The sequence below is a fragment of the Verrucomicrobiota bacterium genome, assembly GCA_038744685.1.
In the GTDB taxonomy this organism is placed as follows: domain Bacteria; phylum Verrucomicrobiota; class Verrucomicrobiia; order Opitutales; family Puniceicoccaceae; genus Puniceicoccus.
In genome coordinates this window covers 22,748-47,746 of the sequence record JBCDMB010000019.1, presented here as the reverse complement: position 1 = coordinate 47,746, position 24,999 = coordinate 22,748, and the positions used below count along the sequence as shown (strand labels likewise).

Genomic DNA, 24,999 nt, shown 5'->3' with positions numbered 1-24,999 from the left:
CCCTATCAGGAAAACTGGACTTTGACCGCTTCCCGCTCTTCCTGATTCTCGATTTCGAAGAGTTGGGCCTCGGTGAATCCGAAGGGTCCGGCGATTACGACGGTTGGAAAGGTTTCGCGGGCGGTATTGTAGGTCATGACCGAGTCGTTGTAGGCCTGGCGGGCGAAGGCGATTTTGTTCTCCGTAGAGGTCAGCTCCTCGGTCAGCTGCATCATGTTTTGGTTCGCCTTGAGGTCAGGGTAGGCCTCTGCCAAGGCAAAGAACTTACCCATCGCTCCAGTGAGCGCAGCCTCTGCCCCGAGGAGGCCCTTGATCGCAGAAACGCTGCCGGGGTCTTTAGCCGCCTTATCGTTTGCGTTCGAGGCAGTATTCCTTGCTTGGATTACGGCTTCGAGGGTTTCCCTTTCGTGCTGGAGGTAGCCCTTTGCAGTTTCCACAAGATTCGGAATGAGATCATACCGCCTCTTGAGTTGAACATCGATCTGGGCGAAGGCGTTTTTGAAGCGGTTCCTTAGCCGAACAAGCTTGTTGTAAATGCTGATGACAACGAGCACCAGCAGGACAATGACACCAAGGATAACGAGAAGAGTAATCGTGAGGCCACCCATGGTTTGAATGGATGGTTTAAGGGAGCTTCTGAGGCAAGGTTAATGCGGAGGGATGAACATCGTTTCCGGGAACTTGAAAAGCCGGAACAGGCTTTCAAGAAGGCTTCGGGTATTTTGTTGATCCGCTCCTTGAAGTCAGATCATCCTGTCACCAACCCTATGGCAAAGGCTACGACGAAAACAGGGATTATGATTACAAGTCCTGCAAGTAACGAATTCCCGACTGCCTTCCATGCTGAGAATCCTTGGACCTGCCCGAGACATTTGAAGAAAACTACCAGAGTCCATACTCCGACGGTTACCTGAATCAGCCCAAACCCTAACATTGCAGTTGCAAGAATCGGATTTGCTTCGAGGGAAGGAGTAGCACTTGTGAATAGCTCTTCTCCAAAAAGAAGAAGCTCAGGAATCCAGAGAAGCATCGCCCAGATTATTGGGACGTTTGACCAAGCGATCGCGGATCGGATGAACCGTGCCGAAGCAACCCCACCAATCCAATTGCCAGTCCAAGACAGCAGGAAGCCACCGAGGTAGAGTCCGATCAATCCGCCGACAGGGCCAAAAACTAGAGACATAATGAATATCACCGGTACCTCCATATGATCCCCTCGGTTGTCCACCGATGCCTGATCCAGAGCTTGAGAAAACCCGGCAACGACCGCGAGAAGGATCACAAGACGATCAGGGTTTTCGTCGATGATCTGCTGCATGGTGGCCCGCGGTTTGGTCCACATCGACACCCATGGATTGAGAGGTTTGCGGCTGTTCTCCATTCCACGAAAGGCTTTAGCGCGTTTTGTGGAATTTCAAGTCATTGATTCGACCGCTTTTTGACTTTTCTTTTGGAGTCGCCCAAGCCCTCACGGCAGCTTTTCTGCAAACTCTTGAAATGCTTTGGCTGTCAATTTTGGATCTTCCCAGTGAGGTGCATGATGGCAGCCAGGTATTGCAACTACATCGCCTTTCGGAAGAAGTTCGGTCATCCGGTCGCCAATCTCCAGAAACTTTTCGTCTTTCTCCCCCACGCAAATCAGAGTAGGGAGCGTTATCTTAGGGAGTTCGGTCCATAGTGAGGGCAGAGTGCCATTTCCGTGGAAACGGAGGGAGCGGGCTAAACCGGCGGGATTGTTTTTTAGCCGACGCTCTTTCGGGACAAGAGTTTCGATATCGGAAAGGACGGGTTGGCGCCACCACTGGCGAAAAAACTCTTCAATGTCGTCTCCCGAGAGTTTTTGAATCCACTCCGCGTCGGTCTTTCGGCGTTGCGCCCGTTCGGGTTCTTGGGCAAGGCCGGGGCTGGCTCCGATTAGAATGAGACCTCGGAAAAAACCGGGTCTTCGAGCGGCAACGTTGAGAAGAAGCCGTCCGCCCATGGAGTAGCCGATTCCGATCGTCTCTCCGTTGTCTCCCTCACATAGGTGCTCCGCCAATGCATCCAGAGAGAACTCTTCTTCGGTCGCGTCCTTATTGATGCCATGTCCGGGGAGGTCAGGGAATGACCATCGCCCCCCGACTAGGGCCGAGAGTTCAGCGAAATCGGCGCCTTCCCCGGTGAAGCCGTGAAGGGCGAGAAATCGCAGTGAGTGTTCTCTGCGGGGAATCAAGCTGACAGCTTCACTGCAGCCTTTACGATCCCGACAAATGAGCGGGCGACGAGCGAAGCACCGCCAATTAGGCCTCCATCAATATCGGGCTGAGCCAGCAACTCTTCCGCATTTTCAGGCTTCATCGATCCTCCATAGAGAATGCGGATTTTGTCCGCTTTTTCGGTTCCGAAAAGTTCAGCTAAAACCGAGCGGATTTCCTTGTGGACCTCTTGGGCCATTGCCGGAGTGGCCGTTTTTCCGGTGCCGATCGCCCAGACAGGCTCGTAAGCGATCACCACGTTTTCCGCTTGTTCCGGTGCGACTCCTTGGAGACCTTTCTGCACCTGATTGGAAACGATCTTGATCGTCTCGTCAGCTTCTCGTTCTTCAAGGGATTCACCAACACAGAGGATCGGCTTCAAACTGCTGGCAAGTGCGGCAAGAACCTTCTTGTTCACTAGCGCGTCATCTTCGTGGTACAGCGAGCGGCGCTCACTGTGTCCAAGGATGACAAATGTCGCAAAAAGGCTTCGTAGCATTTCTGCGGATACTTCTCCGGTGAATGCACCCGCAGCTTCTTCACTCATATTCTGCGCACCCAGATGCAGAGTGGTTTCCGAGAGGGTCTTACCAACGCTTTCCAGTGCAGTAAACGGTGGGCAAATCGCGACTCCTACCGAGTTCTCATCCCCAATTTCTGAGACGATGTCCTCGGTCAGTTCAACGCCTTCGCTGGCGTTCTTGTTCATCTTCCAGTTACCGGCGAGCAGGTATTTGCGAGAGGTCTGACTCATGATGGTGTGATAAAGTGGTGAAACTATTGTTGGTCGAGGGCTGCTACTCCAGGAAGGGTCTTTCCTTCCAGGAATTCGAGGCTGGCTCCTCCTCCGGTGCTCATGAAGGTGACCCGGTCTGAGAAGCCGCTCTTTTTGATGGCTTTGACTGAGTCTCCACCGCCAATGATTGAGGTCCCCTCGCTGGAGGCGACAGCATCGGCGATGGCGAAAGTGCCTTTGCTGCACTCTTCGATTTCAAAGATGCCCATTGGGCCGTTCCAAAGAATTGTTCTCGCACCTGCAATAGCCTTGGAGAAGGTCTCGATCGTTTCCGGGCCGATATCCACTCCTTCCCAGCCGTCGGGTATGTTGCCAGAGACAGTTTCAGTCTCAGCGACTGCCTTGGCCTTAAAGTCGAGGCCTTTTGCAATGAGATTGTCGGAGGGGAGAAGAAACTGGACGCCCTTTTCTTCTGCTTTCTTAAGAGCGGCTTTGGCGGTGTCGACCTTGTCGGTTTCGCAGAGACTGTCACCGACTGTCTTTCCGTTTGCGAGAGCGAATGTGTAGGCCATGGCACCACCAATCAGCATCGTGTCTGCCTTATCGAGAAGCGAGTCGATCACTGCGATTTTGTCGCTCACCTTGGCTCCACCGAGTATGACTACGAAAGGTTTTTCGGGGTTATTGGTTTTTTCGCCAAGGTAGGCCAGCTCCTTCTCGATCAGGTAGCCTGCCACTTTTGGGTGAAGAAACTCACAGACCCCGGCAGTTGAAGCGTGGGCGCGATGGGCAGTCCCAAACGCATCGTTGACGAAGGCTTCGGCAACGGATGCCAAATCCTGAGTAAAAGCAGGATCGTTTTTCTCTTCACCCTCGTGGAATCGCAAATTCTCGAGAAGAAGGACCGATCCCGGCTCAAGTGCGTCAACGGCAGCTTTTACGTCGGGTCCGATGCAATCTCCGACAAAGGCGACCGGTTGTCCGAGTTTTGCGCTTAGGTCTTTGGCGATTGGAGCAAGACTCATTTCGGGAACCACTTTGCCTTTGGGACGACCCAAGTGACTTCCAAGAATGACTTTCGCTCCCTGCTCAATCAGGTTTTTGATTGTCGGCAAAGCGGCGACGATCCGGCTGTCATCGGAAATCGTCCCGTTACTATCGAGCGGCACATTGAAGTCTACCCGGACGAAGACCCGTTTCCTGGAGAGGTCTACAGAGTCGATGGTTTTGGCTTTTGACATGACAGTTAAAGTAAAGCGGTTGGTCAGAAAAGGAAAGAACCGGAGAGCTCCGGTGGGCTATGATTGAAAGAAAAAAGCCGCCACGGAAAAGAGGATTCTCCGCGGCGGCGTAGGAAAGAGGCTCTTCAGTAGAGAAACTTCAGCGCGAGGGCTTACAGCATTCCCTTTACTTTTTCTACGAGCTCAACGCAGCGGTTGCTGTAGCCCCACTCGTTGTCGTACCACGAAACGAGCTTAACGAAGTTATCGTTTAGGCCGATTCCAGAGCCGGCATCGAAGATCGAGCTGAGCGGGTCGTGAATAAAGTCCGAGCTGACGACCTCGTCTTCGGTGTATCCGAGGATACCCTTGAGCGAGCCTTCGGAGGCTTCCTTCATTTTTTCGCAAATCGCTTCGTAACCAGCGGCCTTCTCTGTGCGGACCGTGAGATCAACGACGGATACGGTCGGCGTGGGGACGCGGAAGGCCATCCCAGTGAGCTTGCCCTGCACCTCGGGAAGGACCAGACCAACGGCCTTGGCAGCCCCGGTGGTCGATGGAATGATGTTGATCGCAGCACTCCGTCCACCCTTCCAGTCTTTCTTGCTGGGACCGTCAACGGTCTTCTGGGTTGCAGTGTAGCTGTGGACTGTCGTCATCAAGCCTTCGACGATTCCGTAGTTGTCGAGCACGACCTTAGTAATCGGAGCCAAGCAATTGGTTGTGCAGCTGGCGTTCGAAATGATGTTGTGAGAGGCGTCGAGGGTGTCGTCGTTGACCCCGAGGACGACGGTTTTTACTCCGTCCCCCTTACCAGGAGCAGAAATGATCACTTTTTTCGCACCCGCATCGATGTGGCCTTGGGCGGCGGTGTCTGAGGTGAACAGCCCTGTGGACTCGATCACGATGTCGACCCCCATGTCACCCCAAGGCAAGGCGCTGGGTCCAGCGCGTTCCGAGAGAGACTTGATGGTCATCCCGTTGACGACGAGAGTGTCTTCGTCAGGAGCCTCAACCGTCCCGTCAAAACGACCCTGAATGGAGTCATACTTCAACAAGTAAGCCAGGTTGTCTGCGGGAACGAGGTCGTTGATTGCAACCACTTCCACTTCGCTACCTAGCAAGCCCTTGTCTGCGATGGCCCGGAATACGAGCCTTCCGATCCGGCCGAAGCCGTTGATTCCGATTTTTGTCGGCATGTTGTTTCCTAGTTTATGGATTAGAGAAATTAATAGTGTTTTTAGCCTTCTATCAGTAAAGGAAAGTTCGATGAAATCCTCCTGTTAGGCCATGGCAAGCGGAAAACGGTCAGATTCCCTTTGTTACAAGGGTTTTTCGCTAGAGTCTTAGTTTGCGTTGTTGCCGAAAAAACCGGTATTCCAGCCGGCGGATCTCTATCTCTTCTTATGCTCTACTCTAAGCCCTTTGCGTGTCGAGTAGGCGTTGGAACGGCCCATTGACTTGGGCGAGTTCTTCATAGCTCCCGTCTTGCACGATACTACCATCCTCGAGGACCAGAATGCGCTCACAGTGGGTGACGGAAACCAATCGGTGAGCGATGAAGATGGAGGTCTTCCCTTTGGTGATGCGCGCTACAGCGTCACGAATGAGGCGCTCGCTTACGGTATCGAGTGCACTGGTCGCTTCATCGAAGATGAAAAATCTGGGTTGGGCCAAGAGCGCGCGGGCAATTGCCAAGCGTTGTTTTTGCCCACCGGAAAGGGTGGCGCCTCCTTCCCCGATGAGAGCGTCGAGTTGCTCGGGCATGTTTTCAATAAAGTCCCACGCGTTGGCTTCCCGGCAGGCTTCGACCAGAGCTGAATCCTCTACCGCGGGTGCAGCGACGCGGAGATTTTCCCGGATGCTCGCGGTAAAAAAGTAGGGATCTTGCGGGACGACCCCGAATTGCCGTCGTAGTTCCTTTCCGAGAACCTTGCGTAGATCCACCCCGCCAAGATTCACGGACCCTTCATCCGGATCATAGAGTCGGAGGATCAACTGGACTAGTGTACTCTTGCCCGCACCAGAGCTTCCGACGAGAGCTAGATTTTGACCGCGGAGAATGGTTAGATTGATCTTCTTTAGGGCTGGTTGGAGACTATCGTAGGAAAAAGAGACGTCGCGGAATGAAATGTCCGCGTCAGGAGGAATCGCAATTTCGTCGATGGGATCCGGGGTTGTGCTGCTGGTGCGAATGACCTCGTCGATCCGGTTCAGGCTGGCTTGCGCACTCCCTCGTAGCAACCCGACCTGAAAGAAGGCGTTGAGCGGACCTTGGAGGGCGATGAAAGAGGTGAGGTACGCAGTCAGCTGCCCTTCGGTTAGATCGCCTTGGAGAAAGCGGAGCCCTGCAGCGATGCAAAGCGCGCCATAACCGATGTAAAGCACGCTTTCCTGTTTGACGTGTTGCATGTGGGTAGTGACATCCCGCCAATAGGATTTATTGCGGATCAGCTTGGCCCGCTCCTCGAAGTCGAGGGCAGCGTTATCCTCAAAGGCGTGCATCTTTACAGCACGATGGCCGCGCAATAAATCGGCAACCTTTCCACTGACCTGACTCTCGGTATTTTGATAGTCAAGGTGAACGTCCTTGATCCTCAGTTTTGCTCGTTGCAGGACGTAAAAGTAGACGAGCAGAAACACCAATAGAAGCGCACTTAGTGGAAGGTCCCAAGCCCCGAGAAACGTCAGAGTGATGATCAGAGCGACTGCCTGGGAAGGCACCATCAGGGCCATTTGGTGGGCGTATTGCTGAATTTGTTGTAATGGCGAGCCCAACAGGTAACTGAACAGTTCTCCACTGTGGTGTCGGGCTCGGAAATTCAGGCAAAGGCGGTTAATGTGTCGGAAAAACAAGGACCGGATCCCAAAGAGAACCTCCTCACGAACCCTTCCAAAAATCCGAAGCGATAAGTTCCAGACCAATGCCCGAAAGAAGATGCCCAACACGATGTAGAGCCCGGCGAATAGCAAAAGGCGCTTCTTCCTTTCGGCCAGATCCAGATCCGGTTTGAGGAGAGCATCGTCCACTATGTATTTTGGGACAATGTTCTGGAATGCCACCACGACACCGGTCATCGCGCTGAGTCCCAGAGCCAGAGCGATCTTTCCACGATGGGGGGCAATCAGTTCTTTTAGGTATGTCGGAGTCCGATACAAAGGCCACTAGAACGAAGAGCTTCGCTTGAGGCATCAATTCTATTCTCTCTCCGAGAACTTTGACTGCGGAGCGCGCAGCGCAAACTGACGAGATTAAGGAGTGCGGTGGGTCAACATTCCTGATTTGAATCACCAATGGAAAAGAGATTGTTCAATGAACTGGGGCTGTCGGCGGAAACCCTCAGGGCGGTTGCCGCGATGGGATTCGAGGAAGCATCGCCGATACAAACGGGGGCAATTCCTCCTCTCCTCTCAGGAGTTGATGTCGTTGGGCAGTCTCAAACGGGCTCGGGGAAGACGGCCGCCTTTGCTATTCCCGCGATCGAGGCCGTTGACCCTGCGCTTTCGGAAACCCAGGTTCTGATTCTCTGCCCGACACGGGAGTTGGCGGTGCAGGTCGCGGAAGAGACGGCCAAATTGGCCTCTTTCAAGAAAGGTGTGCGGGAATTGCCGATCTACGGAGGGCAATCCTATGATCGACAGTTTCGGGGGCTGAAAAAGGGCGCTCACATCGTGATCGGGACACCGGGGCGAATTCTCGATCACATCAAAAAGGGAACCCTTACGCTTCAGAACATCAAGAGCATCGTCATGGACGAAGCTGACCGTATGCTCGACATGGGTTTCCTCGACGACATTAAGACGATTCTCGCGGAGACACCGGAATCGCGCCAGACGGTTCTCTTTTCAGCTACGGTCCCCAAGCCGGTCGCAAGTTTGATCAAGACGTTTACCGAGGATCCGGTTTGGATTACGATTAAGGCCGAATCACTAACCGTCCCTGAGATTGATCAAGTTTGGTACGAAGTGCATGGGCGCACAAAAGTGGAAGTCCTCTGTCGCTTGATTGATTTGGAGGATGTCCGGTTTGCGATCATCTTCTGCGCGACCAAGATCATGGTTGATCAGCTTGTCGAGAACCTCATTGCCCGAGGCTATCTGGCCGACAAATTGCACGGGGATATGACCCAGGTGATGCGGGAAAGAGTGATGAATCGGTTTCGTCGCCGCACCATTGAGTTTCTCGTGGCGACGGATGTCGCCGCACGTGGTCTTGACGTAAAGGATATCGAAGTTGTTTTTAACTTCGATCTACCGAATGACGGTGAAGATTATGTTCACCGAATCGGACGAACCGGTCGGGCGGGAAGCAAGGGCAAGGCGATCACCTTTGTTGGAGGCCGTGAGGTGTATAAGCTGCAGAATATTATGCGCTTCACCAAAGGGAAGATTCACCGCGAGCGGGTTCCGACTTTGGAACAGGTCGAAGAGCGCCGGGCGAATGTCTTTCTGGATACCCTTCGCTCGACTCTCGAGGAAAACTCCTACAAGCGATATGATCACATTACGGACCGCCTCCTCGACCAAGGCTACCCGCCGACGGAAATTATTTCTGCACTGATGCACCTGCGTGAGATGGAAAATCCCAAGGCCCCCGGAGAGGAAATTCCCATCATCGAAGAATCAAGTCCGAAAAAGGATCGAGGCCCGCGCAAGAAAAAGGGCCCTTCTCCCTGGAAGCGGGGGAAGGGAAAGGGGAAGCCGAACTACAAAAGGAAGGGGAATAAAATGAAAGAGAGCTATCCTGGAGACTTTCCGAAGAAGAAAAGGAAGCGCTAGGAACGGCGACTTCAGTCGCCGAAAGCGGAGGTCCTTATCGCACTTGAGTTCGACAGCTGAAGCAGCCGCTCCTCTTTGAGATTAAATGCGCGCTCGTTTTTCAGAAAACGAACGTTAAACTCTAAACATTGAACGTCTAACTTTGTCTTCCTTCGACGTTTGGTGTTGGAAGTTAAAAGTTTAGCGTTCGCCATCTCTCGCCTTCTCCTTACCTGCCATGCTTCCACAACCCGCAGGAGAGACCCGGAAGGTAGATTCCTTCGTCTCCCAAACGATGGAGGGCTGTTTCTAGGCCGCCCCGGGAGACTCTTTCCTGGTCCGCGATCTGGATCCAGTCTTCATGCGGCGAAGACTCTGGCCACGGAATGCACTGCGGCTCGGTGTGAGGGTTAATCGCAAAGAGCAAGTGGCCTCCTTCCGACAACCCGTCTGCGTTGTACAGACAAGCGAGGCCCGAGGAGCCATCGGGGCCGGAGAAAGATAAATAACCGTTGCGGTGAACGCCCGGGCGCAAGAGTCTTCCTACCGAAGAGAGGCGGAGGCGAATCCACTGCTCGAAATACTGTGCAGTCATGGAATAGTAGACGCGGCGTTCGTAATCGATTGCGTTTAGATCCCCACGCTGGTAGGTGTTGTGGACACCCTGTTTCGTTCGAAGTCCGTCCTGTCCCGCCGAAACCATTGGGATACCAAGGGATGAAAAGAGAAAAGCAACCATCAGGTGGGTGCGGCGGCGGTCCGCAGTTGTCGGGTTCCACCCTTGATGTTTCGGATTCTCGGTGATGCGGTCCAGCCAGCAATAGTCATCGTGAGATTCCGAGTAATTGACGGTTTGAGCGGGCCATTCCGTTCGGCTGTGCGGGGAGCCCGCTAGAAAATACTGCGCGGCATCGCGGTTGTTTCCGCCCCGAACATATTCGGCCAAGAAATCGCGATAGCCGTCGTTCCATGAGGCCCATCCGGTATCTTTTAGGTCATCTGCGATGTGCCCGCGGAAGCTCCACGGCTCGGCAATTAAAATCAGATGAGGGAAGCGTTCCTTCAGCTTCTTTTCAATCTCGACGAGTGTCGGCTTGCCTACGAGATCTGCCAGGTCAAAGCGGAACCCGTCGACGCCATACTGTTCGACCAAGTGAATCAAGCTCTCGATGATCAGGCGACGGACCATGGGTGCGTCGGTTCGCAGATCGTTTCCACAACCACTGTAGTTCATGAGGTAGTGGTGAGTGTTTAGATGGAAATAATAATATTTATCGAGGAAAAGCAGGTTGTTCGGTTCTCCGACATGGTTGTAGACAACGTCCAGAATGACCGTGAACTCCTGCTCGTGCATCGCGCGGACGAGGTCGCGGAATTCCTCGACTTGACTGGCCTTTTCAGGATGGCGTGCGTAGGTGCTTTCGGGGGAGAAGTAGTTTACCGGCATGTAGCCCCAGTGGTACTCTTCCTTCGATTGGCTATCGAACTCCTGCACAGGCTGGAGCTCGACCGCATTGATGCCAAGTTCGTGAAGGTAAGAGTCGCCGGACCGAATCCATTTGGCTAACCCCGAAAACCCCAGCTTGTCTTCATCTCGAAAGGGCGGTGGAACTCTCCCAAGAAGGTCGCGCACGTGGGTTTCACATATCACCAGGTCATCCCAACGCGGAGGAGTAAAGCCGGGGTCGATTCCCCGCTTTGGGAAGGAGGCCTCTCCAAGTATGATTCCCGGACCCGCTCGAAAGAAGGAGGCTTTTGCGTAAGGATCGAGAATCGGAAAGTCAGGATCGAATTGGGTGGAAGAATCGCGGTTGGTCCCGGTAACTTTGTAGTGGTAAAACCATGACTCCAGATTTTGGTTTGCAGTGCCTTCCCAAACTCCTTCGGTTGGACCTTGCATGGTCAGGCGATAGGGCTGGTCCATCTCGGGTTCCCTCTGATATTCTACTACTACAGAAGATGCCCGTGGTGCAAAGATGCGGAATGTGGTCTTTCCTGCCTCCGGAATGGCTCCTAACTGCGCTTCGGAATGAAGCTCAAGAAAAGACTCTGTGGGAGGAAGGTGACGGACATCTTCGACACCCTTGGACGACCAAATCACTTGTTCTTGCCCGTCGGTTTCATAGTTCTCGGGAACTTCAAACTCAAATAGGTGTAGGCCGGTGCGTTCTGGATGAAACTCGTGATTGCAGGCACCGTTTTCGTCGAACGTAGCATTCGGCGAGCTTGGAGATACTTCGAGCCATGCCCCATCGCCTGACTGGAACTTGAACTTGAAGGGTTGGGTAACGTCGATTCGGTCATCGGGTATCCGAAGGACGGCAAATTCGATTCCGTGCAGCCGAGTGCGCTGCAAACGCCACTGGCTAGGATCCTCCAGTGGTTTCCAATGATTGAATTCACCCGCTACGAACACGCCGTTGGTGGATAGCTCAGTCTGGCCGCGTTCAGGAAATTCGTAGGTGAAAAGTAGTTTGCCTCGAAAACGAAGATATCCAGCCAGCTGACCGTAGACCAGCGGAGACGAACGGGTGAGTGTGTCGAAGGGACGCATCGGAGGGCCGAAAAAGAGTGGGGGTTTTTCCTTTTGGCTCACCCAATCGCGGGAAAGCACTACCAAGCCGCTCCGGTGCGATTCCCAGTAGGCTTGGAGGATCTTTTCCGCGGTGCTCACCGTGTAAGTGCAATCGGGGTGATGGAGGGATGTCAATCGGTGATGTCCCGATCCTGACAGCCCATAGGTCCTTCCTTACCAACTTGATCACCGGACCGTAGTCTTTCTTCTAGGGCTCATCATAATCGATGCGGGCCGATCGTGATAACGAGTATGATTATACAGGGTCGTTTACACTCCTAGGAATTGTCTTTCAGCGGTATCCAGCGCGAAAATGTAGCTGCTTGACCAAGATGCTTGCGTTCGTTGTCGGTCAGGTTCCAGACAGTCGCTTTCTCGATTCGAAAGCGTTTGCCAGTGCGGGAGATGCGAATGCCGGAGTAGTCTTTGATGTAGCCGATCTCCCTGACCTGTTTCATGTATCGCTCCCGTTCGTCGCGATGCTCCGGTTCCGCTGTATGTCTCGAGGAGGTCCTGCAGAGGGTGTTCCAGTCCATCTCCCATAGCCTTAGAGCAGTGAGATTGCCGTAGTTCAGAGTGGTTTCCGCGTCAGGCGCACTGGACAGAATGACGAATGGGGAGGTCCACATCAGGTTAATGGCCTCTTCCTGAGAGCCAGCTTCAGGGATAAGAGGTTTCCCAAGGATCCTTTCGTAGCTTTCGAGAATCAGTTTGGCTTGTCGTCTTTGCGCAGTGGTTTGGGGGGATGACGAAGCCATGACGGCATACTTTCTTCTGGGCAGTGGGTGTCAAGGATCAGAGACAAGGAGTCGCCCGACGAGTGAATCCTTTCCCTCCCGAGTCGCCGCAGAATCGATTGTCAATCCCTCGCAATCTAGCCGATTGACTCGGAGGTGTCGGGTCCCTATCACGGTTCGCGTGGCGAGATCGAAACTTGGTCCCATCTACTTAACTCTAGTCGTAGGGACGTTAGCGGTCTCGATTGATTTCGCCTCGATCGACCTTGCACTTCCCGCTCTCGAACGGGCTTTCGGGTTTGATTTGGAAGCAATCCAATGGGTGATCAACGGTTACATGATCGCTTTTGCCGTACTCATGGTGACAGGGGGGCGTTTGGCGGATGCTTATGGGAGAAGGCGCTTTTTTCTGATTGGGTTGACCGTTTTTGGAGGGGCCTCTTTGGCCGGGGGGCTAAGTCCGTCGGGTGAGGTGCTGATTGCTTTACGAGTGATCCAAGGTATTGGAGCGGCGGTCATGTGGCCCGCAATGCTTGGGATGGGTTGTGGCGCTGTTGGGCCAGTGAAGAGTGCCCAGGTTTTGGGGATCGTAATGGCAACTGCGTCTATTGGAAATGCGGCCGGGCCTGTTGTTGGAGGTGCTCTTACCGAGTACTTTTCGTGGCGTTGGGTGCTTTGGATCAACGTCCCCATGGCCTTGCTCACCTTTGCGGTCACGTGGTTTTTTGTCGAAGATGATCGACCGGATAAGGGAGCTACCAAACCTCGAAACGACTACGCCGGCATTCTCTGCCTGACCACGGGTTTGGTCTCGTTGATGATCGCGGTCTATCAGGGAGACAACTGGGGCTGGGTGACAGGGAAAACCCTTGGACTCGGGATTTTCGGGATTCTTCTCATTTTCTTCTTTCCGTTTGTGGAAAAGCGTGTGCCAGAGCCGCTGGTTCCCCAGTCCCTACTTTACAGCCGGGAGATTTTAACCATTTGTGTCAGTTCGCTCACGATATGTGGATTGTTCCTCATCGTTCTACTCTACTTTACCCAATACGGGATGAAGTTTGTGGGTGATTCTCCAACGGTAGCGGGAGGAAGAGTGGTCCTGTTCATGATTAGTTATGGAACAGCTGCCTACATCACCGGGTTGGTTTATCCGAAGATCGGGGCAAGAAGACTGATGTTCTTTGGATTCATTTTTTGCGTGGGAGCATCCGTTTTCCTTGGCTGGGTTGGTGCGGGGGCATCGCTGGTGCCGTTAAACCTCGGATTGATATTTCTCGGAATCGGTGTTGGCACATCTCTCCCTGCGGGAACTTCGCGCGCTGTGCAGACCGCTGGGGTCGAGCAGGCGAGTCTGGCTTCGGGAATCGTTTTTTTGGTTCAGTTAGCTGGTGCAGCTTTGTTGATGGCGATTGGAACGGCCCTCTTTTACGTGATTAGTGGGTTTTCGATGGATGCCGCTTTGAGTGCGAAGAATCAGACTCTTACCGCGAGCGAGCAGCAGATTGTGACCGGGATTTTGTCTGGGGCAGAGAACGTAAAGCAGATCCCGGAAAAGACTCTCGATAAACTTCCAGAGCTTGTCGGGATGATGCAGGGTGCCTACTCGAATGGGCTTCGTTGGGTCCTGTGGTTTTTAGCGGCAGTGTCCGCTATTGTCTTGGTATTGATAGCCGCTTTCATTCCTAGAAAGCTTCCGGTCGAAGAAAAACCGGAGGAGTCCGACCCATCGAACGAGGTTCAAGTAAAGTAGGAGTAGTGCCTGTCTCGGGCTTGAGTGAGGCTCCCAAAGCCTCGTTGACTACCTTCTCAAAGCTGGTCTTCCGCTTATGACCGGCCTCGCGAATAAATTGCTCTACATCTGAATCTAATGTGACGGTAACTCTCACGACAGCATCAGAGCATTAAAAATAAATGCTGTCAAAATGGGTAGATTTTGGGTCGTAAAGCGTTGTACCTAGTCAGAGTTTAGACAAAGGTCTGGGGAGCCATCCCACGGTTTCATTGGTCTAGGATCTTTGCGGGCTCTTGGTCTTTGCTACGATTGCAGTCGAAGGGGGTTTCGCGAGACGGCGGGTTTTTCGGGTGCTTTCTCGGACCAGCAACGGAGCGCTTCGCCAGTATTCAACAGGTATAGCGGCCAACCCCATGATCGCGAGCTGGCTCCCTACGAAAAGGCAGAGCCAGAAGAAAGCTGCGTCCATGAATCCGTAGGAGTGGAGCCCAACGCCGAGCATATTGGTGCCAAACCACGACCAGGCTGTGACGATGTTGCCGAAGACAGCTAGGACCATCATTCCCCTCGTCTTTACTAGGGCCCCCCAACGCGCGTGCAGCATAATTGCCGTCCAGATGACAATCAGGAGAGCGCCGTTTTCTTTGGGATCCCAGCCCCAGAACCGACCCCAACTCTGATCCGCCCAGATACCTCCGAGCATGGTTCCGACAAAAGAAAAGAGGATGGCGAAACAGGTGATGCCGTAGATCATCGTTCCAAGGGACTTTTCGGTTTGCCGATTTAAACCGGTCGTCAGAACACCGCGAATGATTCCAAATATGGCGAGACCGCCCGCGAGGAAAACCGCCGAATACCCGATGGTGATGACGATGACATGGGTAGCCAACCAGAAGTTGGAATCGAGCACCGCCCGCATCATCTCGAGCGTGTCTCCAGTGAGGCTCAGGTGATGCGCGATGATGAGCGTGGAGAACCCGATTAAGGCAGCGGTCGCACTTCCAAATCCGTTGCGAAAGAAGCGTTCGAAGATAATCCCTAAGAAGACTGCACCCCAGCCGACAAAGACTGCTGAGGAGTAAAGGTTCGTAACTGGAGGTCGGCCTTGGATATACATCCGGGCAATCAAGCCCACAGTGTGGACGATAAAGGCCGCGAGGAGTAAGGCGAGAGCAGAGGAGTTGAGGGTTGGACTCCAGCGGAGCCAGGAGATCAGCACCAACACGAGAACGATCACATAGAGGGCACTGGCGCGAATAAATGGAGCAGCAGCATTGAAGAGGTATTCGAAACTTACCCGAAATTTCTCGTCTGGATAATTCACCTGGAAGCTTGAGCGCATTTCCTCGACAGCATTGTTGAACCCAAGGATGTCGCCATTTCGGTAGGCTTCGGTGAGCACTGCGTATTTTTCAACAGTAGGGTCGATCGTCCCGGTCTGAATCGATCGGAGAAGACTGTCGCCCACGTTTTCCCAGTCGCTGTCGGCAGGCGCATCGCCTTCGGGAGGGATAATGCGGAGCATGGCCTGTTGGGAGAGTTTCAGGTAGCGGTCTGCAAACGCCATGAAGTTGTTGAGAACTGCCTGATCAAATTCTTCACCCGCTTGCTGCTGATTGAGCTGGATCAGGCCGGGCGCAATGATGGTTTGGTAGGCAGCGTATTCAGCGGGAATTTGGTCGAGGTTGCCGAGCGGGTGGAAGCTGTGGAGCAGTTGGTGGTAGCGAGTGAGGTTGTTGTGGATGCGGGCCACCGCTTTTTCAAAACTGTCCCGTTGTCTGGTCTCTGGATTGATCTGTTCAAAGAGTCTGGAGATCTCTCCCAAATGCGGTTGAAGATCGTTGTAGGAAAACACCTTTCCGGCATTGTCGGGAATGCCTAGAGAGTTGCGTAGCTGAGGGTGCAACAGACGAAAGACGCGCGTCGTGTCGGCCACTTCGGGGCGGGTAGCCATTTCCGCTAACCAGATGATTGCGGGGACCTTTTCGTCCGATCCGTCCAGCGCCGCTCGAGGAATCTCGGCTTTTTGTTTTTCACTGAGAATCAAGAGAGAGTTACGAGCCACCGAATCAAGCGGCTTGATTCGACCGCCTACCTGAACCGGGAGATTGCCGAAGCCTTCGTAGTCATAGGTTGGAGAGAGTGGGCGGGGAAACCAGCCTGCAGCAACATAAACGATCCCCAGTAGGAAAACCGCTCGCGGTGTCCATTTGAGAAGTGAGTCCTTCATGCGCGGGCTTCCTTTGGTGTTGCACGCTGAGTCGATCGCATGGATCGCGACCGAGAGAGGCCGATTCCAAATTGCACACAGAGGCCAAGCCCGACTAGAAACACGCTCAGATAAGGAAGAGTCCACCCCGGGTTATTCACCACCTGGAGCATAGAGGACGTGTCTTGGTTCGCGAACGAAGCCTGGTAAAAGGTATGCCCATCGTAACGTAGTGGATGGTTCATGTAGATAAGACTCTCCCGCTCAATATTCTGGGTCGGGTCGGTTACGATGACCCGGCTGGAGAAGTCCTTGGGGATCTCCGTCCCGGGATATTTTTTGTGCGTAAAGTCTGCCAGAGTAACTGAGAAAGGGTAGTAGGTCCGCTTGAACCGAAGGGCCAATTCAAATTCCCGTCCGGCAATCGTAATCTGCTGCGGGGGAAACCTTTCGTCGAGGAGGTTTGAGACCATCCATGATCCAAGGTCTCTCTCTTGGTCAAAGATCCGGATCACAGCAGTATCTGCGTTAATCTCGTTGTCGACAAAGGTCTCGGGAACCCATGAAGCGAAAAGGCCCATTTCCTGAGCCAGACCTTGGGTTGCCTGCCGGGGTAGGTTCTCTTCAGGTCCGGTGGGACGAATGGTGGCATTTGGGAGGTAGGCTTCGACAAAGAAACGGAAGGGGAGCCGTTCGTCCTCGACCCAATCTCCGGCACGAAGGTGATCTGCATTGATGGCGTAGACGGTGTCTACCTCTGGATCGGACTGGTCGATGAAGACGATCTCGTTTTCCAGATAAGTCTCCGACCAATTCTTGGTGCCGCCTTCGTCAATCCACATTTGCCGTTCTTCGGCAAAGAAATCAGTTACAAATTCACTGAGAATGAGAAGAACGAGACCGACGTGGATGAGGAGAATCCCTGACTTTTTCCAGCTCCACCGGAACCGGTAGGTTTGCGCGGCTACGAGATTGATTAGGAGGAGAGTGCCAAGCAGGTAACCTCCGGGTAGTGGAAGCGCTAGCCTTGCCCAATTTGAGTCAGAGTAGGGGGGGAGAGGATTCCAGAAGACAACGAAACTCTCAAAGTATCTCTTCTGGGTTTCGTGAATGCCATAGTTCACCTGGTCGAGCGTCCCGAAGAATACGAGCGCCATCGAGAACCCCAGCAGGACAACTGTCAGCCGGAGAGAGGTGAAGAAGAGAAGGAGGCCACGGATCACAGGTCTAGAACTTGATCGAATTGAGAAAACTCCTGAGGTTTAGTTCTTGAGCGGTCACCAGACGGTTGTTTCCCACCATCTTGACGAACCAGGTGTTTTCGCCACGAGGGATAATCGCACCCAGTATACCCATCGCTGCGGGTGCTCCGGGATCGGATAACTTCACGAGGATGGCCGGTGCCCCGTCGATCCTGATCTCTTCCATTTGACCTTCGAGGATGCCGAGCGGCAGAGGTGAGAGACCGATCTGTCGTCGCCAGCGATTGACGTTGGCCTCAGTGCCACCGACATCGCCGGGGAAAGCAGTTACGGTTACCTCGACCGTGTCAGACCCATTGACTATTCGAAAATTACCCTTACGGATCTGAGTGGGAGGGAGGCTTTCCCAAGCTACCGGCACGCGCCAATCGGGAGTCTCGAAAGCTGCCGCTGCTTCCTCCATTCCAGGAAGAACGTTCATGGAACTGGACGGGTTAACCGAAGGGCCACGTGCCGCCGGTGGAGCAAAGGGTGCGTTCACTGGTGGTGAAACTGGAGCTTGGTCGGATGGCGGCTCCGGCTGGTTGGAGGGTTTGGTCAGCTGATACACGCGGATATCCTGATCGCCCTCGCTGCAGCCAAGAAAAAGGCCGAGCGGCAAGAGGAACAATCCGGTGAATAGAAATCTCATGGTTGGAGGGTGCGAAACTTTAAGGGAATGGCAAAGACCTGGCTTTCAAACTGGTGAGACTAAAAATCAGCCACAGGCGAAGGAGTCGTTTCCGCAAGTTGATCGGCACTGCGGCGAATGCAATCCACGGTAGTCTTCCAGTCGATACAGCCATCGGTAATGGATACCCCTCGCTTCAGTTCTTCCAAAGGTCTGGGAAACGATTGATTTCCTGCCTCGAGATTGCTTTCGAGCATGGAGCCGATGATGGCGGTCTCTCCGGAAACCCGCTGGCGGATCACGTCCGCAAGAACTTCTGGCTGCCTTTGCGGTTCCTTGCTGGAGTTGGCATGACTGCAGTCGACTAAAATCGCCGGAAGCAGAGAGGCTTTGTCCAGAGCAGAACGGGTAGAAGTGACATGCTCTTTGGCGAAATTGGGTCCAGAGGATCCACCGCGGAGGATGACGTGGCAATTTGGATTTCCCTTGGTGGTCACCGCACAGGCATCTCCGTTGGGATCGATACCCAGAAAAGTCTGACGCTCGCTCGCAGCCCGGATGGCATTTACCGCGGGCTGCACTGCTCCAGAGGTGGTATTCTTGAAACCAATGGGCATCGATAGACCGGAAGCCATTTGACGATGGGTCTGCGACTCGGTGGTGCGCGCCCCAATGGCCGCCCAGCTAATCAAGTCGGCGATATACTGCGGAGTGATTGGATCGAGAAATTCCGTGGCGGTCGGGAGTCCAACGGAAAGAACATTTGTGAGAAACTGCCTCGCCTTACGGAGGCCTTCGGGAAGATCGCAGGATCCGTCGAGTCTCGGATCCATGAGAAGGCCTTTCCATCCAACCGTCGTCCGTGGCTTTTCGAAATAAACTCGCATGACAATGTGGATCGTCTCGTTCACCTCCTTTGCAAGCTCGGCGAGGCGATGCGCGTACTCCAAACCCGCATCGGTATCGTGAATTGAACAAGGACCAACGATCGCAAGATGACGGGGGTCGTCTCCAAAGATGATTCGGTGAATGGTATACCGGCTTTGTTGGATGAATGCCTGAGTTTCGTCGTTCGCTGGTATCTCTTTTTGAAGATCCGAGGGAGATGGCAGCGAGCCAAAGGATGCGACGTTGACGTCAGATGTCTGGTGCGGCTGGGTGTGCATGAAGGAAAACCTTCAGGATCGCTCACCTGAAACAGAGGGTCAAGGCGGTTCGGATCGATTTGCACGCACCGGCTCAACGCCCAGAGTCGTTCTCTTTCGAGGTTTTACAACCATAAGGTTCAACCTTCGTTGGCTGCAGAGCGCCGTTTTACATGCGTTCGAGACTGTTTGTAAACCAGCACAATCACCCCTCCGATCAAGAAGGGGACTCCGCAGAGCCAGGTTTCTGCTCTTTCTCCAAGAGTCGGAATGAAAACACCTAAAAGTGAAACACCGATCAGTATTTGGACGCTTCCAAGAACTTCCGCTCTCATAAATCGCGGATCTTGGCGATGGGCTTGAATGAGGTTGACAGCGGTCATTGCGAGGTTGATCAGGTTGATGACTCCTGTAACGACCGCCAGAAGAAGCTCTGGTTCCCACCCGCCAATCCATGGGAAGAGTAAAGCGACCCCAACGACTGCCAATATGAGTAGGATCTCAACCATACAATAAGCCCTAGATTTGTTGGGTGTCTTCGGCTTTGCGTTGACGGATTGCTTCTTCGATGTCTTTCGCGAATCGATTGAGAACACTTGACCAGGAAAGTTGTAAACCCGTTTCCCGGGCAGCCTTTCGAATCGACTGCCAGTCAATTTCCTCGGTGATGAATCTATCCACCGCATTCAGGAAAGCGGGCTCGTCTGCGAAAGGGGCGAGAAAACCGTTTTGCGCGTCTCGAATGAATTTTTTCGGGGCCGCGTAATCGAAAGCCAGAACGACAAGTCCACTGGAGAGAGCCTCCGTGACCACGTTTCCGAAGGTTTCGGTAATACTGGGAAAGATAAAAAAGTCGGCGGATGCGTAATGCTCTGCAAGGTCGGTCGATCGTTTGGCTCCAGTGAAGATCACATCTTTCCACTGAGCCTCCAGGGCAGGTCTCTCTGGGCCATCACCAACGATGATCATCTTTGCTGCCTGTTGGTGACTGCGGATCTGCTCCCATGCGCGGAAGAGGAGCTGCATGTTTTTTTCGGAAGCGACCCGACCCACGTAGAGGTAGACGGGAGTGTGATCGGTCGCTTCCCAAGAGCTGCGGAGTTTTTTGGAACGGCGTTCAGGAGAAAAGAGATCCGTGTCGACGCCCCGCTCTAAAAGACGGAGGTTGCGAAAACCGGCTTGCTCCAACTTGCCGAGGAGATCGCGGGAGGGTCCAAAGGTCCTCCAAGTGGAGTTATGGATGGTTTTCAGGTATTGCTCGGCAATCTGTTCGAGCCAATCCAACCGGTAATGCCGCATGTATTCGTGGAAGTTGGTGTGGAATCCGGATATGGTTAAAAAGCCGCGGATCAGTGCTGCCGAGAGAGCAGCTATCCCGAGGGGACCTTCGGTTGCCAGATAAACCGCGTCTGGGGGAGTATTGGACCAACGTTGATCGATGCTGCGCAAAACGGGGAGTCCCATATTCAACTCCGAATAGCCGGGTAAGGAAACACCTGGAACTGCGAACTGGGTGAATTCGTCTCTAAGTGGGACTTCAGTTTCCTGGCGGGGACGGATCACATCTACCGAGTGGCCAAGGGAGGACAGGCCAAGGGCAAGCTTTTCTAGAGTCATAGCGACCCCATTGATTTCGGGAGGAAAGGTTTCGGTGACGAGTGTGATTCTCACGAATTTTCCCTAGGTTCCGCGCTCAGTAGTGCCCGTATGGAGACAGTTGCGCTGGAAGCGAGCATGAGGAGGGCGGCCGCGACCGGGTGGAGGATACCGGTTGCAGCAAGCAGGATACCGATTGCGTTGTAGATGATCGCAAAGCGAATGTTGCTGTGGACTCCACGGTGAATTTTCCGGGATAGATCAATTCCTTCTGAAATACGGTTCAGGTTGTTTCCAAGTAAGACTGCGTCGGAGGTTCCGCGTGCTAGAGAAGCTCCCTCGTTGATAGCGATAGAGGTTGAAGCAGCGGCCATTGCGGGCGTGTCGTTTATTCCATCGCCAACAAAGACGGGCCGTTCGCCGGACTCTCTGGACGCCTCTACTCTCTTCTTTTTTTCCTCTGCTGACAATGAGCCGACTACTTCGGTCCCTTCGATTTTTGTCCACGCAGGGTCCGGGTCGCCGGAGAGAATCTCAACCGCGATGTCTTTGTTTTTGATCATTGCGAGCGCAGAAGAGGTCTCGTCGCGGAGGCTTTCTTCAACCTGAATCTTCGCGGAGAGGATACCATCGACCAGAACGTGGATTACCTTTCCATCTCTACTTTTGCTTTCACGAGGATCAGCCGCCGCCGGACTGATCAGAAGGTGATACTCCAGATCATTTTCCTGCACGACTGACTCGAGTCCGCGGCCTGGAAGAATGGTTCTTTGGGTAACTTGAGACTTAGGATCTTCAAAGAGCTTCGAGAGCGCCTTGGCTACGGGATGCTCCTGCCCAGTCTCTGCAGCGGCAATCCATTCCTGCAACTTTTCCTTTGAAACCGGGTTCTCAGGCGTTTCTTCAAAAGACACAATGGTTAGACTGGCAGAGCTGAGGGTCCCGGTTTTGTCAAAAAAGATGCGCTGTGTTTTCGCGAGCGTATCGAGGACGTCACCATGCCGGCAGAGAAGCCCCCGCTCCGTCAATCGGAAGAGTCCTTTCCAAACCGCGATTGGGGTCGCCAGACCGAGTGCGCATGGACAGGCGACCAACAGGACGGCCATCGCGTTGAAAAGTGCTTCGTTCCATAGCCCGGATTGCCAGAACCAAAATAGGAAGGTTCCGAAAGATACCACTGCTACCACCGGTAAAAACCAACGAATCGTTTTGTCCGCCCAGCTTTGTAGTTCAGAGGGCTTCCCCCGGGCGTCCTCAACCCAGGTAAGGATTTGATCGATTCTTCGGTTTCCGTAGCGCTTCGTGACTTCGATGAGAAGGGTTCCATCTACAGACCAAGATCCTGCGAACACGTTCCCTCCCAGACGGACACTCGTGGGCACTGGTTCACCAGTGAGTTGAGACTGTTCGATGAACCCCTCACCGGCGACTAGCGTTCCATCGACCGGAACTGCTTCGCCTGGTGCAACGCGGACCCTGCTGCCGGGTTCTATCAAGCTAGCTCTGGACACCCTCTCTTCACCGTTTGGATACACCTGTCTCGCAGTATCAAACGTTTCTCGGTAGGTCTTGATCTCTTGGAGGACTTTTTCTTTCGAGATCGCGCTCGTCCGTTTTCCTATGGAGTAGATTGCGAGAACGATTGCTACCACTTCGTAATAGACGGATCCAACCCCGGTGAAGGTTGCTAGAAGCGAGCCGACCAACGCACCTGCGCAAGTAAGGAGAAAAAGAGCTTCAACGGTTACTTTTGTTTCCCGTAGGGCCTTCACCGTTTCCTGAATCAACTTTGGACCGAGCAAAGCGATTGCTGCAAGCGCGGATGCCATCAGTGCACCATGAAGTACCCAGTAGGTGGCAGATCCAAACGATGGGCTGTAAAGATTGATTGCGAGGCCGAAGACCATCCCCTGCCCGGCGAGGACTGCAGCGATCCCGAATCGAATCCAAAAACCGGGATCTTCGGTCGCGTCGAAGCTATCCGAAGGGTCGCATGCGCAGCAGCCGGAGGTCATTTTTCGCCCTTTGTAATTTCAAGGGATTTTTCTGCCGCATCCAGCGCAACTCCTACGCATTCGTGTCGAGCGGGCAAAGAATGAACTGCAGCGAGTACCTTCCACTCAGCCTCTTCGTCGGGGGGGGCTCCATTGTATACAGTGTGGCGAATTTTTTGCATTAGAGATTTTGCAGAATGGATGTTTTTCCCGGCCAACTCCTTGACCAAAAGCGATGCTGTGGCAGTCGCGATTGCACAGCCCTCCGTTCGCTGCCAGGTTCCCAGAATAACTCCATTCGAAACCTCTGAAAAAAAGGTGACTTCATCGCCGCAAGTTCGATTCCTCGCCCATCCTTTTGAAGCGGATTCAGGGGGAACTTCGCAACCCAGAGGACTGCGAAATAGCTCTAGAAGTTTACTCCGATAGATTTTATCGACTTCTTCCCGGCTGTGTTCTTGTTCAGGCACTGGCTGGAAGATTTGTCGATTGGAGGAAATGGGCAACTCTCATCCGAGTCCTGAATTCGGTATTAGAAAAGAAGTTGTAACGCCGCTGCCGTTATCAAGAGCCAAATCAGCAGCTCGAATAGCCTCTGTGGGATGAAGCCGATGACCGCCCGGGCTGCAAGCACCCCTATCATCGCAAAAGCCATCGGAAGAAGTGAGATCTGTAGGGACGTAACAGTCACGTTTCCGATTCCGATCATCACGGGGAGCTTTGCCCAATTTACGATCATGAAAAACCATGCCAGCGTTCCCACGAAAACCATTTTGGGTAGACGTAGGAAAATTAGATACAGAGCTGCGACGGGCCCGGCAGCGTTTGCAAGAAACGTCGCAAAACCTCCGATGAGTCCAGTGCTGATTTGTAGTGAAGCTGCCGTGCGTCCTTCCGGAATGCTTTGCGCTGCCTTGTTCAGTGCTGAACGAACGAAGTGGAGCAAGGTCATGATCAGGAGAATAGCTCCGATGAGAATCTCGACCGTTCGGTCGTCGATCCGATGAAAGACGAGTGCACCTACGAAAACACCGAGCAAAGTCCAGGGAAGTAGTTTCGCTATGATTCTCCAATCAGCGTGACGCCGATAAACAATCACGGCAACTAGGTCTGCTGCGATTAGAACGGGCAGAAGGATGCCGACGGATAGTTTCGCGGGGAACGAAAATGCGTAAACGGCTATCGCAAAATTACCCAAGCCAGGAAGTCCACCTTTCCCCATACCCGTCCCAAAGGCTGCAGCGCATATGGCTACCCACTGCCAAAACGACACTTCCATCAGGGCTAGCAAATGACAGTGGGAATCGAGTGCAATGACCTTTCCGGAGAACTTTGAGAAAGGCGTGCACGGTTTGTAGATGGATTTGCCATGTCTACCGCAGGGTTCATGGTGTCCACAGTGGATGATCGCAAGTCAGTCGTTGTCTTGTCTGGTGCTGGAATGAGTGCCGAAAGCGGACTCAAGACGTTTCGTGACTCGGATGGGTTGTGGGAAGGTCATAAAGTCGAAGACGTAGCCACGCCCGAAGCATGGCAACGGAATCCCGAGGCGGTTCTGCGTTTTTACAACGAGAGGAGGCGACAATTAATGAGGGCTGAGCCAAACGACGGGCATCTGGCTCTTGCGCGTTTGGAAGAAGGTTACGAAGTGTCGGTCATCACTCAAAATGTTGATGATCTCCATGAACGGGCAGGGTCATCATCTGTCCTACATCTTCACGGGGAGTTGGATGTGGCGCGAAGCACCGTTGACGATCGACTTCTCTATCGGCTTCACGGTAAAGAAATCAGGCTGGGTGATGTCTGTGACAAGGGTTCTCAACTTCGTCCACATGTCGTTTGGTTTGGGGAATCGGTTCCGGCGATGGAAGTAGCGGAACCTATCGTTCGGGGTGCCGACGTATTGATGGTCGTTGGCACTTCTTTGCTAGTTTATCCTGCTGCCTCTTTGATAGACTTTGCGGAATCTGCGGCGAGGAAAGTCTGGATCAGCCCGAAGGAGAGTGCAGACGTCTTACCGCTGGGTTTCGAGAAAGTGCTGAAGACGGCCGCGATAGGGATCCCGGATTTGGTGAGCGATCTCCTTGCAGAAGAGAAACTTGATTGAAAGTGCTTTTTTGGTCATCTTATCTGGACAAAACCAGTATGTACCACCCCAAGAAAAAGTCTCCCAACAAAATCCTTTGGTCCA

At 53.4% G+C, this 24,999-nt stretch carries 21 protein-coding genes; 3 read left to right on the top strand and 18 right to left on the bottom strand.

Annotated elements, in window-relative coordinates; all coding sequences use genetic code 11:
• Positions 1 to 5: 5 nt before the first annotated feature.
• The 7 genes from AAGJ81_11250 to AAGJ81_11220 form a co-directional block, all read right to left on the bottom strand.
• On the bottom strand, positions 6 to 608 hold the full coding sequence (locus tag AAGJ81_11250) for a LemA family protein (protein ID MEM0966715.1): 603 nt from the start codon (positions 606 to 608) through the stop codon (positions 6 to 8).
• A gap of 140 nt (positions 609 to 748) precedes the next feature.
• On the bottom strand, positions 749 to 1,381 hold the full coding sequence (locus AAGJ81_11245) for a YIP1 family protein (protein ID MEM0966714.1): 633 nt from the start codon (positions 1,379 to 1,381) through the stop codon (positions 749 to 751).
• 87 nt (positions 1,382 to 1,468) lie between these two features.
• On the bottom strand, positions 1,469 to 2,212 hold the full coding sequence (locus AAGJ81_11240) for an alpha/beta fold hydrolase (protein ID MEM0966713.1): 744 nt from the start codon (positions 2,210 to 2,212) through the stop codon (positions 1,469 to 1,471).
• Positions 2,209 to 2,988: a triose-phosphate isomerase gene (gene tpiA / locus AAGJ81_11235; protein ID MEM0966712.1), complete on the bottom strand. Its 780-nt coding sequence runs from the start codon at positions 2,986 to 2,988 to the stop codon at positions 2,209 to 2,211. Before tpiA ends, AAGJ81_11240 begins: the two co-directional genes overlap by 4 nt.
• Before the next feature lie 23 nt (positions 2,989 to 3,011).
• Positions 3,012 to 4,211 carry a phosphoglycerate kinase gene (locus tag AAGJ81_11230; GenBank protein MEM0966711.1) on the bottom strand — a complete coding sequence of 400 codons (1,200 nt, stop codon included), beginning with the start codon at positions 4,209 to 4,211 and terminating at the stop codon, positions 3,012 to 3,014.
• A gap of 152 nt (positions 4,212 to 4,363) precedes the next feature.
• Positions 4,364 to 5,389: a type I glyceraldehyde-3-phosphate dehydrogenase gene (gap, locus tag AAGJ81_11225; protein ID MEM0966710.1), complete on the bottom strand. Its 1,026-nt coding sequence runs from the start codon at positions 5,387 to 5,389 to the stop codon at positions 4,364 to 4,366.
• 217 nt (positions 5,390 to 5,606) lie between these two features.
• Positions 5,607 to 7,349: an ABC transporter ATP-binding protein gene (locus AAGJ81_11220; protein MEM0966709.1), complete on the bottom strand. Its 1,743-nt coding sequence runs from the start codon at positions 7,347 to 7,349 to the stop codon at positions 5,607 to 5,609.
• 135 nt (positions 7,350 to 7,484) lie between these two features.
• Between AAGJ81_11220 and AAGJ81_11215 the strand changes: the two genes are divergently transcribed.
• Positions 7,485 to 8,969 (top strand): DEAD/DEAH box helicase, encoded by a 1,485-nt coding sequence (locus tag AAGJ81_11215; GenBank protein ID MEM0966708.1) that lies wholly within the window; start codon positions 7,485 to 7,487, stop codon positions 8,967 to 8,969.
• A 208-nt stretch (positions 8,970 to 9,177) separates the two neighbouring features.
• Here the strand turns inward: AAGJ81_11215 and AAGJ81_11210 are convergent, their stop codons facing one another.
• Positions 9,178 to 11,622: an alpha-amylase family glycosyl hydrolase gene (locus AAGJ81_11210; protein ID MEM0966707.1), complete on the bottom strand. Its 2,445-nt coding sequence runs from the start codon at positions 11,620 to 11,622 to the stop codon at positions 9,178 to 9,180.
• 179 nt (positions 11,623 to 11,801) lie between these two features.
• On the bottom strand, positions 11,802 to 12,281 hold the full coding sequence (locus AAGJ81_11205) for an MEKHLA domain-containing protein (GenBank protein ID MEM0966706.1): 480 nt from the start codon (positions 12,279 to 12,281) through the stop codon (positions 11,802 to 11,804).
• A 160-nt stretch (positions 12,282 to 12,441) separates the two neighbouring features.
• Between AAGJ81_11205 and AAGJ81_11200 the strand changes: the two genes are divergently transcribed.
• Complete coding sequence (locus AAGJ81_11200) at positions 12,442 to 14,010, top strand: MFS transporter (GenBank protein MEM0966705.1); 1,569 nt, start codon at positions 12,442 to 12,444, stop codon at positions 14,008 to 14,010.
• A gap of 256 nt (positions 14,011 to 14,266) precedes the next feature.
• On the opposite strand, the gene ccsA is transcribed toward AAGJ81_11200, so the two are convergent.
• The 9 genes from ccsA to AAGJ81_11155 form a co-directional block, all read right to left on the bottom strand.
• Positions 14,267 to 16,222, bottom strand: a complete 1,956-nt coding sequence (gene ccsA / locus AAGJ81_11195) for a cytochrome c biogenesis protein CcsA (GenBank protein ID MEM0966704.1) — start codon at positions 16,220 to 16,222, stop codon at positions 14,267 to 14,269.
• A complete protein-coding gene (locus AAGJ81_11190) occupies positions 16,219 to 17,424 on the bottom strand; it encodes a cytochrome c biogenesis protein ResB (GenBank protein ID MEM0966703.1) in 1,206 nt (401 codons plus the stop codon). Before AAGJ81_11190 ends, ccsA begins: the two co-directional genes overlap by 4 nt.
• A 4-nt stretch (positions 17,425 to 17,428) precedes the next feature.
• On the bottom strand, positions 17,429 to 18,094 hold the full coding sequence (locus tag AAGJ81_11185; GenBank protein MEM0966702.1) for a hypothetical protein: 666 nt from the start codon (positions 18,092 to 18,094) through the stop codon (positions 17,429 to 17,431).
• Between the two features lie 59 nt (positions 18,095 to 18,153).
• Positions 18,154 to 19,239: a 3-deoxy-7-phosphoheptulonate synthase gene (locus tag AAGJ81_11180; GenBank protein ID MEM0966701.1), complete on the bottom strand. Its 1,086-nt coding sequence runs from the start codon at positions 19,237 to 19,239 to the stop codon at positions 18,154 to 18,156.
• Positions 19,240 to 19,358: 119 nt separating this feature from the next.
• The gene (locus AAGJ81_11175) at positions 19,359 to 19,727 is read right to left on the bottom strand and encodes a hypothetical protein (protein MEM0966700.1); all 369 of its coding nucleotides are present in this window, start codon (positions 19,725 to 19,727) and stop codon (positions 19,359 to 19,361) included.
• A gap of 10 nt (positions 19,728 to 19,737) precedes the next feature.
• Positions 19,738 to 20,889, bottom strand: coding sequence for a glycosyltransferase family 1 protein (locus tag AAGJ81_11170; protein MEM0966699.1), 1,152 nt, complete (start codon positions 20,887 to 20,889; stop codon positions 19,738 to 19,740).
• Positions 20,886 to 22,829: a cation-translocating P-type ATPase gene (locus AAGJ81_11165; GenBank protein ID MEM0966698.1), complete on the bottom strand. Its 1,944-nt coding sequence runs from the start codon at positions 22,827 to 22,829 to the stop codon at positions 20,886 to 20,888. The genes AAGJ81_11170 and AAGJ81_11165 overlap by 4 nt, the downstream gene beginning before the upstream one ends.
• The gene (locus tag AAGJ81_11160) at positions 22,826 to 23,278 is read right to left on the bottom strand and encodes an iron-sulfur cluster assembly scaffold protein (GenBank protein MEM0966697.1); all 453 of its coding nucleotides are present in this window, start codon (positions 23,276 to 23,278) and stop codon (positions 22,826 to 22,828) included. Before AAGJ81_11160 ends, AAGJ81_11165 begins: the two co-directional genes overlap by 4 nt.
• 62 nt (positions 23,279 to 23,340) lie before the next feature.
• Positions 23,341 to 24,087, bottom strand: coding sequence for a sulfite exporter TauE/SafE family protein (locus AAGJ81_11155; protein ID MEM0966696.1), 747 nt, complete (start codon positions 24,085 to 24,087; stop codon positions 23,341 to 23,343).
• A gap of 90 nt (positions 24,088 to 24,177) precedes the next feature.
• On the opposite strand from AAGJ81_11155, the gene AAGJ81_11150 reads away from it, so the two are divergent.
• Positions 24,178 to 24,915 carry a Sir2 family NAD-dependent protein deacetylase gene (locus AAGJ81_11150; GenBank protein MEM0966695.1) on the top strand — a complete coding sequence of 246 codons (738 nt, stop codon included), beginning with the start codon at positions 24,178 to 24,180 and terminating at the stop codon, positions 24,913 to 24,915.
• The last annotated feature ends 84 nt before the right edge of the window (positions 24,916 to 24,999 follow it).